The sequence below is a fragment of the Bradyrhizobium sp. LTSP885 genome (assembly GCF_000938305.1).
Classification (GTDB): domain Bacteria; phylum Pseudomonadota; class Alphaproteobacteria; order Rhizobiales; family Xanthobacteraceae; genus Bradyrhizobium.
The window spans coordinates 224,318-239,356 of the sequence record NZ_JYMT01000040.1 but is presented as its reverse complement, the minus strand read 5'-3'; the positions used below and the strand labels follow the sequence as shown (position 1 = coordinate 239,356).

Sequence of the window (15,039 nt, the reverse complement as noted above, 5' to 3'; positions counted from 1 at the left end):
GGCACCACGGTGGCCACCGACCTCAACGCCGGCAAGCTCGGCGGTTCGGTCATCACCTTCAAGACGGCTACCGGCTCGCTCGCGGTCACAATCGGTTCGAGCTTCGCGACCGGTGCGGGCACCGCGACCGTCAAGACGCTCGATCAGCTCAACAGCGTGCTGTCTTCGAACGGCGTTGCCGTCTCGGCGTCGGTCTCCGCGACCGCCGACACGGTGACCTTCACCTCCACCAACGATGCCGCCAGCCAGACGATCACCAAGACGGGCGCTGCCCCGACCGGTGAAGGCGTCGACATCTCGGGCACGACGGCTGCAACGGTCGGCACGGTCAACGCTGCCGTTGCCGATCCGACCTCGCAGTCGACTCGCGGCAACCTCGTCAGCCAGTACAACGTCATCATCCAGCAGATTACGACGACCGCCCAGGATTCGTCCTTCAACGGCGTCAACCTGCTGAACGGCGACAATCTGAAGCTGACGTTCAATGAAACCGGCAAGTCCACCCTCAACATCTCGGGCGTGACCTTCAACGCAGGCGGCCTCGGTCTCGGTTCGCTGACTGCTGGCACCGACTTCCTGGACAGCACCTCGGCAAACGCCATCGTTGCCAAGCTCGGCTCGGCCTCCGACACGCTCCGCTCGGAAGCGTCGTCGCTCGGTTCGAACCTCTCGGTCGTGCAGATCCGTCAGGACTTCAACAAGAACCTGATCAACGTGTTGCAGACCGGCTCGTCCAACCTGACGCTGGCCGACACCAACGAGGAAGCGGCCAACAGCCAGGCGCTGTCGACCCGCCAGTCGATCGCGGTGTCCGCATTGGCGCTCGCTAACCAGAGCCAGCAGAGCGTGCTGCAACTGCTCCGCTAGATGCGGTGACAGTGGTTCAATGACGGCGGGGGAAACCCCGCCGTTTTTGTCTTTGTCCGGAGTATTACGGTGTTTGTCTGTGCCGCGAGAAGGGCGCATTTCGTAACGGCTGATAACCATATCTAAAGGCGCCGGATGCATAAATATCGAGCGCTAGAATTGCGCTTCTGCGGCCCGAGAAATCCGCTTCCATCGAGGTTACTGAATGTCGAATGCTGCCCAGGCCTACGCACGCACATCTGCGACGACGGCCTCCCCCCGCGAAATTGAAGCGCAAGCCCTGCTGAAAGCTGCCCGGCAGCTGCAGGACGTCCAGACCAACTGGACTGGTCCCGGCAAGGAGCTGGACATCGCGCTGCTGTTCAACCGCCGTCTTTGGTCGATCTTCATCAGCGCCGCAGAGGGCGACGACAATCCGCAGCCGCTCGAGATCCGGCAGAACGTCGCCAATATCGGCGTGTTCGTGATGAAGCAAACCATCGATATGCAGATGAATCCCGATCCGGCGAAGCTGAAGTCGTTGATCGATATCAACTGCAATCTTGCCGCCGGTCTGTCCGGCCGCGGCTGATCGGCCTGTTTTCAAAGGAGGCTTAGTATGGCCGACCTGATGAGCATCCTGTCGGCCAACTACAAGGCCGTTGGCCTGACGGTCCCGTCCAACACGCCCTACGTGGCGGTCGATCCGAGCCTCTATCAGGGCAACTGGAGCGGAAAATACGCCAACAACAAGACGTTCAAGATCACCGTGTCCAACGTCTCGGGCTTCCGCGCCAAGGTTCACTATCAGAGTGACGGCACCAGCAAGTACCAGGACGTGCTGATCAAGGACGGTGGATTCCGGATCGGCGATACGAAGTTCGCGCTGGTCAAGTCGGGCACCGCGTTGATCAAGAACGTCGTCACCGATCCCGCGACCGGATCGACCTATCTCGATCAGGCTTACGCCAACCAGGCGACCTGACGATTTGCTTCAGACCTGACGGTCGGTCGCGCGTGCGCGCGTCGGCGCGTCCTTGCTCAGGTCGAGCGCGTGGAAATAGGCGCGGCGGCGCAACGCCGCTTCTTCCGGAAACTGCCTCACCACCAGGTTGGTGCGATTGTCGACCACCTGGTAGACGACTTCGCCGGCGTCGTGATCGATGATGACCTGGTCCTTGACCGATGTCTGATTTGACTGCGGAGCATTGGCCGCGTTCGAGTCGATGCTGACGCGCACGGTCGGTTCGGGCGCGGTCACGCTCTGGCTCGGCGGCAGCTCGGTCGCGACCGCTCTCTGCGCCGTCTGGCTGGCAGGAGAGACCATCGGCGCCGCAACCGGTGCCCCCACCGGCTTGATGTTGAAATCCGTACTCATGGCAGCCTCGTAGTGCACCGGCACTAGTTTGCTTGAGTCAAATCCCAACCCGTCCCAATCCGCAACTCTACGGGGAACCTCTCAACAGGCTGTTAGGGAACACGCTGAAGAGCGCGCTGACGGGCGCGCTTCAAATTGAGGAAAATTGTAAGGAGTGCGCGTGCGTTCAGAGCGAACGACTGACGGCGAGCGGCGTCATGTTGCGCGGGCCGGGCGCTGCGCGCTTTCCGGCCGCGGTGTAGGTATTGGGAATGTTGCGGCGCTGCACCTCGGCGTTGACGCCGCGCACGATTCCTTCGGAGACCGCGTGCGCGGTGGCGAGTACCGTCAAATTGACCTGCAGCATGGCGCGGAACGTGTCGTGGTGGCGCCGTATCGTCGCCACGAGTTCTGGCTCGGTCTGTGACAGCATCTTGTGCATGGATTTCAGATGCTCGACCGCGATCATGTAGCGCCGCGACAGATCCGCCTTCTGCACCTCGAGCCGCATCCCCTCGCGCACCTTGCCGGCGCGCACCAGTTCGGTCTCCTGCTCGACGACGCCGAGCAGCGCGCTCATCACGTCCATCAGCTCCTTGGCGAGCCTCATGACATCGGGCGGCGTCGACGTCGCGGGCCTTGCGGCGGGGGCGGGCGTGGGTGTGGGCCGCTGCGGGGGACGCTGGTTCATCGTGCTTCTCCTCGGGAGCCGAATTAGCTTTGGTTCGCTTGCTGCATGATCAGCGAGCGGAACACATCATTGGCGATGCCGACGCCGCCGGCCTTGGCGAAGTTCTTCGCATATTGGTCGGTCAGCATCGATCGCCACGCGCCGGTGCCGACCGTATCGCCGTACGGGCCGTCGCCCTTCAGGCCGCTCGTCATCTGCGAGAACATCGAGTTCAGGAACATCGATTCGAAATCGGTCGCGGTGGCTTTGGCCTTGGCCTGGGCCTGGGCCGGTACCTTGGTGAGCGCGTCCTGCAGCACGGGATCGGGGCGGCTGTTGTAGAGCGGCATGAGCGCCTGCTTCGGCATGGTGCCGCCGCTGCTGTTGATCAGGCTCGTCATCACATCACCTCGATGTCGGCTTCGATCGCGCCGGCAGCCTTGATCGCCTGCAGGATGCTGATGAGGTCACGCGGCCCGATGCCGAGTCCGTTGAGGCCGTCGACGAGCTGTTGCAGCGAGACGCCATCCTTCACGACGGCCAATTTCTTGCCGTCCTCGGTGACCGAGACGCTGCTGCGCGGCGTTACCACGGTCCGTCCGCGCGACAGCGGATTGGGCTGGCTGACCTGCGGGCTTTCCGAGATCGTGACGGTGAGATTGCCCTGTGCGACCGCGACGGTGGCGACGCGGACATCGCGGCCCATTACGATGATGCCGGAGCGTTCGTCGATCACGATCTTGGCCGCGAGGTCCGGCTCGACCTGCAATTGCTCGATCTCGGTCAGGAAGGCGACGACGTTGCCCTTGAACTCCGGAGGGATCGAGAGCTGCACGGTGGAGGGATCGAGCGGCTCGGCGGTCTTGACGCCGAGATAGTCGTTGACCGCGGCGGCAATGCGCTTGGCGGTGGTGAAGTCGGCGTTGCGCAAGGCGAGCCGCACATTGGGCAGACGATTGAGCGCGAACTCGATCTCGCGCTCGATGATGGCGCCGTTGGCGATGCGGCCGACCGTGGGCACGCCGCGCGTGATCTTGGCGGCGTCACCTTCGGCCTGGAAGCCGGAGATCGCGAGCGAGCCCTGCGCCACCGCGTAGACGTTGCCGTCGGCGCCGAGCAGGGGGGTGACGAGCAGGGTGCCGCCCTGCAGGTTCTTGGCGTCGCCGAGCGCGGAGACGGTGACGTCCATGCGCGTGCCCTGGGTGCCGAAGGCCGGCAAATTGCCGGTGACCATCACGGCGGCGACGTTGCCGGTGCGGATCGTGGCGCCGCGGATGTTGACGCCCATGCGCTCGAGCATCGCCTGCAGCGACTGCTTGGTGAAGGGGATGTTGTTGAGCGTGTCGCCGGTGCCGTTGAGGCCGACCACGAGGCCGTAGCCGATCAGCTGGTTCTGGCGCACGCCTTCGATATTGGCGAGATCCTTGATCCGCGACGTCGCGGCTGCGGGCATGGCCGAGGCCGCCAGCGCGAACAGCGCGGCGCAGGCCAGTCCCAATAGATTTGCCGTACGGACGCCGGGCATCCCAGTGCTCCCCTCAACCTAACTCGCGGATCACGCGACACTCCCATGACGGTGATCCGCCATTAACCATGCGAGCCCTGTGCCATGTCGTTTTGCGTAAGCAATACGTTGATATGTTTGTCGAAATTGTCGGCGAGCCGTTTCATTCCGGTTTGTCAGCCCGCGCGAAACTGCCGTGCGGCGGCAGAAATTGCCGGGTCGTTTACGCACTGTTAACCATAAAGCGGCGATGCTCGCGGCGAGACAGCGAGAGCATCACGATGCGCATCTACGGACCGAACGGCACCACGCTTGGCACGTCCACCAGCAGCACGCGCCGCACCTCTTCGTCCGGTTTCTCGCTGCCTGACACGAGCACCACCGCCGACGACGTCCGCTCCACCGCGGCGCCAAAGGCCGCGACCAGTCTCGATGCGCTGCTCGCGCTGCAGGGCGTGGAAGATCCGACCGAACGCCGCAAGCGCTCGGTGGCCCGCGGCAAGGGCGCGCTCGACGTGCTCGACGATCTCAAGCTCGGACTGCTCTCCGGCAATTTCGATGCCTCCACGGTGACCCGGCTGCGCAGCGCTGCCGCAAACCTGAAGGAATCCTCCGGCGACCCCGGCCTCGATGCCGTGCTCGGCGAGATCGAGCTGCGGGTCGAAGTCGAACTCGCCAAGGCCGGGCAGTTTTAGGCTCTGCCGCATCCGCTCATTCGTCTTGTCAGTGCCTCAGGCCGCCAGCGCCTTGCGCTGGACGTCGTAACGGCGTTGCGCGGCCAGCACCTCCTTCAAATTCTGCTCGGCCCAGTCGCGCAGCGGATCGACGGCGCCGGCGAGCGTCAGCCCAAGCGGCGTGATCGAATATTCCACCGTGACCGGAACGGTTGCGATCGCGCGGCGGCGCAGCAGTCCGTCACGCTCGAGACTTTTCAGAACCTGCGACAGCATCTTCTGCGAGATGCCTTCGATGGCGCGGCGCAGCTGGTTGAATCGCATCGGCTCGTCACGCAGCAGCAACAGGATCAGCACCGCCCATTTGTCGCCGACCCGATCGAGGATATGGCGCGTCGGGCAATTGGCCGAATAGGCATCCGGTTTCAGGCTTGCTGCTTTCATCGCGGTTACTCCGGCGTAATCAGGTGACGCATAAGTGCGCTCTTCACACCTACATTCATTTCGCTATCTAGTCACCATCGGAAACCAACCAATCGGAGATTTGAGATGAAGATCGCCATCGCCGGCGCATCCGGCCGGGCCGGCTCGCGCATCACAGCGGAACTCGCCCGCCGCGGGCATACCGTGACCGCCATCGCCCGCAATCCGGAGAAGATCGCTGCACTGCCTGATGTCACCGCTAAAAAGGGCGACGTGGACGACCAGGCCGGGCTCGCTGCGCTCTGGGCCGGCCATGACGCCGCGATCAGTTCGGTCCATTTTCTCGCCAGCGACCCGGCCAAGCTGATCGGGGCTGCCAAGGAGTCCAGGGTCGGCCGCTATTTGGTGGTCGGCGGGGCCGGCAGCCTCGAGGTTGCGCCCGGCGTGCGGCTGGTCACAACCCCGGGCTTTCCGGCCCAATACAAGGCCGAAGCCACGAAAGGCTCTGAGTTCCTCGACCTGTTGCGGCAGGAAAAGGACCTGAACTGGACCTTTTTGTCGCCCTCGGCGCTGTTCGTGGACGGCGAGCGGACCGGCAAGTTCCGCCTTGGGACCGACCTGCTTCTGACCGCCACGGACGGAAAAAGCTGGATCTCGTTCGAGGATTTCGCAGTTGCACTCGCCGACGAGATCGAGCGTCCGGCCCATCTCCGCCAGCGTTTCACGGTCGGCTATTGAGGCCGCGGGGCCGCCTCCGACCGGGCCGGATAAGTTTGCCTGTGCAAGGCCTTGGCGGCGGCCCGCGTTTGCCGGTGGCAGGCATTGTCTGTCACATGTCATGGCTATATAAGGCGCCGCGCGGGGGGGAGTTGTTCCCTCCGCCTGACAGGGACATGGCTGCCTTTGGAAAAGCTGAAGAACTACCGGCCGACTGAAAAAGAGCCTTTCATGAACGAGCGGCAGCGCGAGTATTTTCGCGCCAAGCTCCTGGCCTGGAAGGACGAAATCCTCCGCGAGTCGAAGATCACGCTGCAGACGCTGCAGGAAGAGAACGTCAATCATCCCGACCTTGCCGACCGCGCGTCTTCTGAGACCGACCGCGCGATCGAACTGCGCGCCCGCGATCGTCAACGCAAGCTGATCTCCAAGATCGATGCCGCGCTCCAGCGCATCGAAGACAACACCTACGGCTATTGCGAAGAGACCGGTGAGCCGATTTCGCTGAAGCGGCTCGAAGCCCGTCCGATCGCGACGCTGTCGGTGGAGGCGCAGGAACGCCACGAGAAGCGCGAGAAGGTCTATCGCGACGAGTAGTGGCGGCTGATCGCCACGGATTGAACCCGGCGCGCGCCGGTTGTAGGGTCGCGCCGCCATGATGACACGTACTCTCAACATCGCTTCGGTGTTTTTCCTGGGCTGATCCCGCTTCCACCTGGAAGCGTTGATCGGCCCCGCGACCTTTGGCTCGCGGGATTCCAGTGAACCGAATGGGCCGGCCTGACTCCGCGTGTCGCGGAGCGGCGATGGCTGGCGACCAATGTTTGAGAGACAATCATGACCCATCGAGACGACGCGCGTGCGCTTGACGACGCGCAAATTGAGCAATTCATCGAACAGGGCTTCGTCAGGATCGACGGTGCCTTTCCCCGCGAACTCGCTGATGCCGGCCGCGCCATCATGTGGCGCGACCTGCCGTGCAGCGAGCACGATCCGTCGACCTGGACGCGGCCGGTGGTGCGGCTGCCCGGCTATGGCGAGGAGCCGTTCCGGCAGGCGATCAATAGGCCGATGCTGTATCAGGCCTTCGACCAGATCGCCGGCCCCGGCCGCTGGCGTCCGCGGCACAACATTGGGACCTTTCCGGTGCGCTTCCCGCATCCGGACGATCCCGGCGACGCCGGCTGGCATGTCGATGCCGGCTTTGCCGGCGACGATTGCGATCCCAACGAGCGGCGAGACTTCTCCGCCTGGTGCGTCAATATCAACTCGCGGGGCCGGGCGCTGTTGATGCTGTTCCTGTTTTCCGATGTCGGCGAGAATGACGCGCCGACACGGATCAGGGTCGGTTCGCATTGGCCAATGGCGCGATACCTGGCGCCGGCGGGCGAAGCGGGACGCGCGCGCATGTTGCTCGACGACATGGGCGCCGATTGCGAGGTCGCGCTGGCGACGGGTGAGGCGGGCACGGTCTATTTGTGCCATCCCTTCCTCGTGCATGCGGCGCAGAAGCATCGGGGAACCGCGCCGCGCTTCATGGCGCAGCCCGAGCTGAGCCCGGCGGAGCCATATCGGCTGGAACGCGAGGACGGCGCCTACTCGCCAGTCGAGATCGCGATCCGTCGCGCGCTCGGTATGAGCTAGACACAACCTTTCGCGGTGGCGAGGCGACACTCAGCTGATTCCGGCCCCGAGTTGTGTCCCGCCCGCCACCGCGGTTCGGCGCGGACCAAAGGTCTTCGACCACGCCAGCAATTCGCGGAATGCCGGCAACAGGCCCCAGGCTGAGTCAGTCAGCTCGTATTCGACCTGCAGCGGCTTTTCGGCGAGCACCTTTCGTGACACCAGCCCGTCGTGCTCCAGCTCGCGCAGCTGCGCCGTCAGCATGTGCTGGGTGATCGGCGCCAGTGCGCGGCGCAGCGCGCCGAAGCGCACGCCGCCATCCATCAAGGTGCCGAGGATTTCGAGCTTCCACTTGCCGCTCAGCGCGTGGATCGCCTGCTTGAATTCGGAAAGCAGGGCAGGATCGGCGATGCACCCCTCGCATTCGCGGTTGCCGCAGGGATCGGTGGTATTGTTTTCCATACCAGTCTCGAAATTCATTCTACTTGCCCAAACTCACATAGGGACCCAGATGCGGCTTGGGCAGGGCGGCCGGCGCGATTTCCTGACATCGCTGAACCATGGAGAAGGGCGACAACATGAGCACGGTATTGGTCACGGGCGGGTCGGGGTTTATCGGCGCACACACCATCCTGCAGCTTCTGGCTGCCGGGCACGAGGTGCGGACCACCGTGCGCAACCTTGATCGAGCGAAGGATGTGGTCGCGATGTTGCGCGAGGGCGGCGCTGATACGCCCGACAAGGTCGGTTTCGTTGCTGCCGATCTGCTGCGTGACGACGGCTGGCCTGCCGCGGTGGCCGGCTGTGATTACGTGCTTCACGTGGCCTCGCCGCTGGCGTCCAATGTGCCCAAGGACGAGAACGAACTGATTATCCCGGCGCGCGAAGGAACCTTGCGTGTGTTGCGCGCGGCGCGGGACGCCGGCGTCAAGCGCGTCGTCGTGACGTCCTCGTTTGCTGCGATCGGCTATGGCCATCCGCCGCGCGCGACGCCGTTCGACGAGACCGACTGGTCCAATCTCGATGGTGACGGCGTGCAGGCCTACCCGAAATCCAAGACGTTGGCCGAACGTGCCGCCTGGGACTTCATCGCGCGCGAAGGAAATGGGCTCGAGCTTGCCGTGGTCAATCCCACCGCCGTATTCGGCCCGGTGCTGGGTGCGGACTTTTCCGAGTCGATCGGCATCGTCAAGGCGCTGCTCGATGGCGCGATGCCGGCGGTGCCGCGAATCTATTTCGGCCTCGTCGACGTGCGCGACGTCGCCGACCTGCATCTGCGCGCCATGACATCGCCCCAAGCGAAGGGTGAGCGCTTCCTCGCTGTGTCCGGTGAGACCATGTCGATCCTGCAGGTCGCCCGCGTGCTGCGCGAAAAAATCGGCGACAAAGCGCGGCGGGTGCCGCGGTTCCAGGCGCCGGACTGGCTGATGCGGCTCGCGGCACGGCGTAATCCGTTGGCGCGCGCGGCTCTGCCGTTGCTGGGCAAGGTCCGGAGCTCGACCGGTGCGAAGGCGCGAAACCTGCTCGGTTGGAGCCCGCGCGGCAACGCGGAGATGCTCGTGGCGACCGCCGAGAGCCTGATCAGGCTCGGCCTTGTCAAGGCCTGACCGGACGCGCTTGCCAGACTCCTCCCTGAGTGCTGAATTGCCGCGAGCAAACAGAACGACAGGGAGGCTGCGCCGATGGACAGGATCTTGGCGGCCGCAAAGGTGATCGCCACCGCGCGCCGCAGCCGCGCGCCGCTGAAGGCACTGGCCAAGGACGTCGTGCCGCGTGATGAGGCCGAAGGTTATTTGGTGCAGCGCGCGCTGCACGATTTGCTGCGCTCCCAGGTCGGCAGCCTCGTCGGCTACAAGATCGGCTGCACCAGCACGGTGATGCAGCAATATCTCGACATTCCGCATCCCTGTGGCGGCGGGATATTCGAGAAGGTGGTGCATGACAGCGGCGTGCGATTGCCGCACGGCGATTACGTCCATGTCGGCGTCGAATGCGAGATCGCGGTGAGGCTCGCGCGCAATCTCACCGCCGGCGACGCGCCGTTCACCGCCGAATGGGTCGCGGGTGCGATCGAGGCCTATCATCCCGCGATCGAGATCGTCGACGACCGCTACGTCAAATGGGAGACGCTCGGCGCACCGACGCTGGTCGCCGACGATTTCTTCGCCGCCGGCTGCGTGCTCGGTCCGGCGGTGCCGCGCATCACCGCGCCGGATCTGCTCGGCGTGACCGGCCGCGCGGTCATCAATGGCGAGGAAGTCAGCCGCGGCACCGGCGCCGACGTGCTCGGCCATCCCCACAATGCGCTGGCCTGGCTTGCCAATCATCTCGCCGCCGAAGGCCGTGGCCTGCACGCCGGGCAGATCGTGCTGACCGGCAGCCTGGTCAAGACGATCTGGTTGAAGGCCGGCGACGCCGTCGTGATGGAGCTCGACGGGCTCGGCAAGGTCGAGGCGACGTTCACCTGAAAGCCATTCACCTGAAAGCCCATTTGCTTGAAAGCCTTGGGCTCAAGGCCGGGACGACACCGAGTCTTTGTCGTCGCGGCCGCATGTGCGAACCGAGTTGTCGTAAAATTCCCTCACCGCGTCGAATGACACGGTGAGGCGGGCATATTTGTGCTTGAACCAGAGGCCGACGTCGAAGCCGTCGTCCGTCACGACCAGCCGGTCGAATTCATGTTGCAGGACGATGGGCATCTCGTCCGGATAGTTTTCCAGGAGATAGGCAGGGACCTTCACGCCTGTGGCGCGGGTCGCGAATGTGACATTGACCGGCCGTTCCTCCGTGGCGAGACGGAGCGAGGCTGCCATCCCGGCGCGGGCAGCCACGGTGTTGCATGGCTCGGCGCTCGCGCGCGAGGTCACCAGGAGTGTTGCCGCGAACAGTAGCCTCGCCGCCAACTCGTACCTGCGCATTGCCGTCTCCGTTGCACCTCGCCATCGCTTCTGTGGTCGGAAGCGGCGGCGAGGTTCAATTGGCGGGGCGGTCCACTCACACGATCAGCTCGACCTTGCCGTCGCCGAGGCGATAGATGCCGCCGACGATCTTGAGCTTGCCCTGGTCGACCGCGGCGCTGAGGATCGGTGTTGCCGATTTGAGTTTTGCAATGTTGTCGATGACGTTTTGCCGGATCGCGTTTGCGAGGCGGTCACCGGGCTTGCCTTCGGTCGCCTTCACTGCCGGCGCGATCGCGCTGACCAGCGAGGGCAGGTGTCCGGGCAGGGTGGTGTTGTCCTTCAGCGACTTGATGGTGGCGTCGACCGCGCCGCAGCTGTCGTGGCCGAGCACCATGAACAGCGGGACGTTGAGTGCGGACGCGGCATATTCCAGGCTCGCGACGGTTTCATCGCTGGCGAAATTGCCGGCGACGCGGCAGACGAACAGATCGCCGCGGCCGCTGTCGAAGGCATATTCCGGCGCGATCCGCGAGTCGGCGCAGCCCAGGATGGCGGCAAAGGGATTTTGGCCGCCGGCCAGCGCCTCACGTTCGTGCTTGAAATCATGCCGACGCGAAACGCCCTCGACGTAGCGGGCATTGCCCTTCATCAGCCGGTCCAGCGCGGCATCCGGCGACAGCAGGTTCTCCGGCTTTGGCGGCGGTTTTGTCTCCTTGGCGAAGGCCTGTGGTCCGAAGGCGAGACCGGCGGCGATGCCACCAGCCGCGGCAAGAAAGAGGCGTCGAGACCGTTGCGCAGGAGCTTTGGCTTTGCAGAGCTGGCACATCGAGGTTCTCCATCGTGAAGGGAAGAGCTATTGCCGGCAGCTTTGTGTCACTGCGAGCGAAGCGAAGCAATCCATTCACGGTGTTGTCACCCGCGCATGCGGGTGACCAGTATTCCAGAGACGGCCGTGCTTGAGCCGATGGGCCGCGGCGTACTGGGTCGCCCGGTCCATGTGCGCAATTGCGCACAGGCCGGGCGATGACATCTGTGGATGGGGACGCATCTTCGCCTTCTCGCGACATGATCTGCCCGAGCTTTGCGTTTCGTTTCGCCCTGTTGAAACAGAGGGCGCAGGGAATGCCGGGTGCACGCTGCACCCGCGGTCTCGTGTGCAAGAGTAGAAAAGATAACGCACACGAGCATACAGGTTCAGCGGAGGCACTCCGGCATTCCCTGCGCGATGGCTTTACGGCTTATACGTGCTCTCCCCGGCGAGACCGGGCTTTGTTGTCACCGTCCTTACAAAGACGCTTTCGTGCACTTTGCGAGGAGACACCGACCACTGGGGCGTCAGGTCCACACGACTTCGCGTCAAGGGCACTTTTCCCGGTGTTTTCGTAGGCTTCCAACCTCCGGGCCCCAATTGGCCCTAGTTTCAGAGTGGGTGGTTAGGCGGGACTAGCTGAAACATACCGAGGGGCGGACGGAACACCGATAGGCCGCTTGCGTATGCCGCAAAGTTGGGACAGGGTTTCTGGCGCGGCTACGATGAGTCTGTGTCATTTTCCGTAGCAGCAACGATCTGGGGAGACAGAAACCAGCATCGGACTTGGACCGCCCCGCCTGCACATAACATCGGTGCACGACGGCTTCATTTGCAATTTCAGCAACAGAAGCCAACGGAGGCATTGCGATGACCGCAAGCGGATCACCACGAAAAATGCTGCGTGAAGAACAGGTTTTGGACATTGTCCCTGTTTCGCGTTCGACTCTTTGGAGGATGGAACGCACCGGAAAATTTCCAAAGGCAACTTATATTTCCGCTAATCGAAGAATTTGGTTCGAGGACCAAGTCGCCGAGTGGCAGAACACGGTTGACGAGTTCAATCCCAATCGGAGGCGTGGCAAAGAGCGTCGTGCTCAGCCATGATCGAAATCAAAAACCCCGCCAGCGGTGGCACGCTGGACGGGGCAGATTCCGAAATCGCAGGTCGCGATGACGGGATTGGTAACACAGCCTCAACCGCCAATCAATCTGCCAACCCTTACACAGAGACCCGCAAGCGGCTCTGTGCTGCTGGCTTCATGCCTATTCCAGTGATGGGGAAGAAGCCTGCAATCGATAAGTGGCAGACCAAGACCGAGACCAACGACGGCGAACTCGACATCTGGGCCAACATGTATCCCGGCGCGACCGGTACCGGCATGTTGACCCGCTACCTGCCGACGCTCGACATTGACATCAAGAACCCTGAGGCCGCCGAAGCCGTGGAACAACTCGTTCGCGACCACTTCGAAGATGCCGGTGTCGTGCTGGTGAGGTTTGGCAACAAGCCCAAGCGCGCCATCCCGTTTCGCACGGCTACCCCGTACAAGAAGATCACGGTGAACTTGATCGCGCCCGATAAGAGCGTTGATCAGAAAATAGAGCTGCTTGCCGACGGTCAGCAGGTCGTCGCGTTCGGTATTCACCCCGACACTAAGCAGCCCTACGTTTGGTTCGGTGGTGAGCCCGGCGCGATCCGGCGTGAAGAATTGCCCGCGCTCAACGACGTGCAGGCGCAGCAGCTCGTCGATGACGCCGCTGAGCTGCTTGTTCGCGAGCACGGTTATACGCGGGCAAAAAGCAGACCGAAAGCTAAGGCCAGTCCCGAGGATGACAATACCTTTAGCAACGGAGCGCCTGACGGTGGCGCTGATTGGGGCTTTCTCACCGACAATATTCATGCTGGTCGCGATCTCCACGACAGTCTGCGGGACCTCGCAGCAAAGCTGGTTCGCTCAGGAATGTCAGCGGGCGCTGCTGTAAACTTTTTGTACGGCTTGATGGATTCGTCCACAGGCCCGCATGACGTCAGGTGGGCCGAGCGGCGTCATGATATTCCCCGACTGGTGGATGGTGCTGAGGAGCTGGTTGCGCCGCAGCCGCCTCCTGTAGTCGAACCGCGCAATCTCGCGGAAGTACATGAGGTTTTTGTTCGCTGGCTCGGCAAGGATTATGAGGTCGCGACACTGGACGCCATGCTGGCGACCGTCGCTGCTGAGAGGATGAAAGGTGATCCCGCGTGGCTGCTGATCATATCTGGCCCCGGCAACGCGAAAACCGAAACGGTGCAGGCACTCAGTATGCTCGGCGCACATGTTGTCTCGACCATCACGTCTGATGCTGCACTGCTGTCAGCTTCACCCGCAAAGCAGAAGGCTAAGGATGCGACGGGCGGCTTGCTGCGCAAGATTGGTGACAGGGGCATTCTGGCAATCAAGGATGTTACGAGCATTTTGAGCATGGACCGCAACGTCAGGGGTGCGACCCTCGCTGCGCTTCGAGAAGTTCACGATGGCAGTTGGACCCGTAACGTCGGCACCGACGGCGGCAAGACCCTGACGTGGGTCGGGCGTATTGTCGTGGTGGGGGCCTGCACGACGGCATGGGATCAGGCGCATAGCGTGATCTCGACGATGGGCGACAGGTTCGTGCTCGTACGATCCGACTCAAATCTAGGCCGTGTTACCGGAGGTCGCCGTGCCATGCAGAACACCGGCGTGGAGGCTGCGATGCGTGAGGAGATGGCGAAGGCTGTGGCTGGCGTTATCAACGCCGTCGATCCGACCAACGTCTACATGCTCACTGACTGTGACGAAAACATCATCGTCGAGGCGGCAAATATCGTGACGTTGGCGCGCACCGGAGTCGAGAGTGACTACAGGGGCGACGTGATCGATTCTCACGCACCGGAAATGCCGACGCGCTTTGCCAAGCAATTGTGCCAGATCATGCGTGGTGCGATTGCCATCGGCATGACGAAAGACGACGCGTTGCTTCTGGTGATCAGGTGCGCACGGGATTCCATGCCGCAGATCAGGCTTGCCGTGCTCCGTGACGTAGCTAACCATCCTGAGGCTAAGGTCATCGACGTACGACGGCGGTTGCAGAAGCCGCGTGCGACTATGGATCGTACATTGCAGGCGCTGCACATTCTGGGCCTGCTCACGTTAGAGGAAGAAGAAGCTGAGCGTGGTGGAAAAACCGTCCAGATCAAGAAGTACAGTCTCGCTACGGGAGTGAACCTTGGCGCACTCGACTAGCCGAACCTGCGACAACGACTTCCGATACCATTTATGTGAGAAGGGGGATGGAGAGGCATCTAACCCTCTCTTACTTTTACACTATTACATTTCTACTAACAAATCTGGTAACGGAATCGGTTTGCAGGGGCCGAGCCGCCTTTGCGTCTTTACAAGAGATCAAACCGTTGACCTTACGCAGCGCTGCGCATGATGCCCCGGTGACCTTACGCAGCGCTGTGCATGACGCCCCGGTGACTGTCCGCTTGATTCAG

General features: G+C 62.9%; 19 protein-coding genes. 11 read left to right on the top strand and 8 right to left on the bottom strand.

Translation table 11 applies throughout. The annotated features are described in order from the left end of the window. The 3 genes from UP09_RS28435 to UP09_RS28425 form a co-directional block, all read left to right on the top strand. The coding region (locus UP09_RS28435; protein WP_044539721.1) for a flagellin at nucleotides 1-867 on the top strand (867 nt) is incomplete at its 5' end. A 205-nt stretch (nucleotides 868-1,072) separates the two neighbouring features. Beyond that, a complete protein-coding gene (gene flaF / locus UP09_RS28430; RefSeq protein WP_044541638.1) occupies nucleotides 1,073-1,438 on the top strand; it encodes a flagellar biosynthesis regulator FlaF in 366 nt (121 codons plus the stop codon). Nucleotides 1,439-1,465: 27 nt separating this feature from the next. Further along, nucleotides 1,466-1,831, top strand: a complete 366-nt coding sequence (locus UP09_RS28425) for a hypothetical protein (RefSeq protein WP_044541637.1) — start codon at nucleotides 1,466-1,468, stop codon at nucleotides 1,829-1,831. A 9-nt stretch (nucleotides 1,832-1,840) separates the two neighbouring features. Here the strand turns inward: UP09_RS28425 and UP09_RS28420 are convergent, their stop codons facing one another. The 4 genes from UP09_RS28420 to UP09_RS28405 form a co-directional block, all read right to left on the bottom strand. Beyond that, entirely contained in the window at nucleotides 1,841-2,224 is a 384-nt protein-coding gene (locus UP09_RS28420) for a FlaG family protein (protein ID WP_044541678.1), read from the bottom strand. Between the two features lie 166 nt (nucleotides 2,225-2,390). Further along, nucleotides 2,391-2,894 (bottom strand): hypothetical protein, encoded by a 504-nt coding sequence (locus UP09_RS28415; RefSeq protein WP_044541636.1) that lies wholly within the window; start codon nucleotides 2,892-2,894, stop codon nucleotides 2,391-2,393. 23 nt (nucleotides 2,895-2,917) lie between these two features. Further along, complete coding sequence (gene flgJ / locus UP09_RS28410) at nucleotides 2,918-3,274, bottom strand: flagellar assembly peptidoglycan hydrolase FlgJ (RefSeq protein WP_044541635.1); 357 nt, start codon at nucleotides 3,272-3,274, stop codon at nucleotides 2,918-2,920. Continuing rightward, the gene (locus tag UP09_RS28405; RefSeq protein ID WP_044541634.1) at nucleotides 3,274-4,398 is read right to left on the bottom strand and encodes a flagellar basal body P-ring protein FlgI; all 1,125 of its coding nucleotides are present in this window, start codon (nucleotides 4,396-4,398) and stop codon (nucleotides 3,274-3,276) included. Before UP09_RS28405 ends, flgJ begins: the two co-directional genes overlap by 1 nt. Before the next feature lie 260 nt (nucleotides 4,399-4,658). Here UP09_RS28405 and UP09_RS28400 point away from each other — a divergent pair, with 260 nt between their 5' ends. Continuing rightward, on the top strand, nucleotides 4,659-5,072 hold the full coding sequence (locus tag UP09_RS28400; protein ID WP_044541633.1) for a flagellar assembly protein FliX: 414 nt from the start codon (nucleotides 4,659-4,661) through the stop codon (nucleotides 5,070-5,072). Nucleotides 5,073-5,108: 36 nt separating this feature from the next. On the opposite strand, the gene UP09_RS28395 is transcribed toward UP09_RS28400, so the two are convergent. Beyond that, nucleotides 5,109-5,495 (bottom strand): winged helix-turn-helix transcriptional regulator, encoded by a 387-nt coding sequence (locus UP09_RS28395; protein ID WP_044541632.1) that lies wholly within the window; start codon nucleotides 5,493-5,495, stop codon nucleotides 5,109-5,111. Nucleotides 5,496-5,600: 105 nt separating this feature from the next. On the opposite strand from UP09_RS28395, the gene UP09_RS28390 reads away from it, so the two are divergent. The 3 genes from UP09_RS28390 to UP09_RS28380 all read left to right on the top strand — a co-directional run bounded on the left by UP09_RS28390 (nucleotide 5,601) and on the right by UP09_RS28380 (nucleotide 7,835). Beyond that, nucleotides 5,601-6,212, top strand: a complete 612-nt coding sequence (locus tag UP09_RS28390) for an NAD(P)-dependent oxidoreductase (RefSeq protein WP_044541631.1) — start codon at nucleotides 5,601-5,603, stop codon at nucleotides 6,210-6,212. 210 nt (nucleotides 6,213-6,422) lie between these two features. After that, the gene (gene dksA / locus UP09_RS28385) at nucleotides 6,423-6,788 is read left to right on the top strand and encodes an RNA polymerase-binding protein DksA (protein ID WP_197082755.1); all 366 of its coding nucleotides are present in this window, start codon (nucleotides 6,423-6,425) and stop codon (nucleotides 6,786-6,788) included. A gap of 240 nt (nucleotides 6,789-7,028) precedes the next feature. Beyond that, nucleotides 7,029-7,835, top strand: coding sequence for a phytanoyl-CoA dioxygenase family protein (locus tag UP09_RS28380; RefSeq protein WP_044541629.1), 807 nt, complete (start codon nucleotides 7,029-7,031; stop codon nucleotides 7,833-7,835). 30 nt (nucleotides 7,836-7,865) lie between these two features. On the opposite strand, the gene UP09_RS28375 is transcribed toward UP09_RS28380, so the two are convergent. Next, complete coding sequence (locus UP09_RS28375) at nucleotides 7,866-8,294, bottom strand: winged helix-turn-helix transcriptional regulator (RefSeq protein WP_156164817.1); 429 nt, start codon at nucleotides 8,292-8,294, stop codon at nucleotides 7,866-7,868. Nucleotides 8,295-8,392: 98 nt separating this feature from the next. Between UP09_RS28375 and UP09_RS28370 the strand changes: the two genes are divergently transcribed. Further along, nucleotides 8,393-9,421 (top strand): SDR family oxidoreductase, encoded by a 1,029-nt coding sequence (locus tag UP09_RS28370; RefSeq protein ID WP_044541677.1) that lies wholly within the window; start codon nucleotides 8,393-8,395, stop codon nucleotides 9,419-9,421. A 75-nt stretch (nucleotides 9,422-9,496) separates the two neighbouring features. After that, on the top strand, nucleotides 9,497-10,282 hold the full coding sequence (locus tag UP09_RS28365) for a 2-keto-4-pentenoate hydratase (RefSeq protein ID WP_044541627.1): 786 nt from the start codon (nucleotides 9,497-9,499) through the stop codon (nucleotides 10,280-10,282). A 42-nt stretch (nucleotides 10,283-10,324) separates the two neighbouring features. Here UP09_RS28365 and UP09_RS36470 read toward each other — a convergent pair whose 3' ends face one another. Continuing rightward, entirely contained in the window at nucleotides 10,325-10,732 is a 408-nt protein-coding gene (locus UP09_RS36470; protein ID WP_082070323.1) for a ClpXP protease specificity-enhancing factor SspB, read from the bottom strand. A 76-nt stretch (nucleotides 10,733-10,808) separates the two neighbouring features. After that, nucleotides 10,809-11,540 (bottom strand): carbonic anhydrase, encoded by a 732-nt coding sequence (locus tag UP09_RS28355; protein WP_044541626.1) that lies wholly within the window; start codon nucleotides 11,538-11,540, stop codon nucleotides 10,809-10,811. 852 nt (nucleotides 11,541-12,392) lie between these two features. On the opposite strand from UP09_RS28355, the gene UP09_RS39055 reads away from it, so the two are divergent. Both UP09_RS39055 and UP09_RS36465 read left to right on the top strand, forming a co-directional pair. Then, complete coding sequence (locus UP09_RS39055; protein ID WP_044541625.1) at nucleotides 12,393-12,629, top strand: helix-turn-helix transcriptional regulator; 237 nt, start codon at nucleotides 12,393-12,395, stop codon at nucleotides 12,627-12,629. Beyond that, on the top strand, nucleotides 12,626-14,785 hold the full coding sequence (locus UP09_RS36465) for a bifunctional DNA primase/polymerase (RefSeq protein WP_052833232.1): 2,160 nt from the start codon (nucleotides 12,626-12,628) through the stop codon (nucleotides 14,783-14,785). Before UP09_RS39055 ends, UP09_RS36465 begins: the two co-directional genes overlap by 4 nt. Nucleotides 14,786-15,039: the final 254 nt, after the last annotated feature.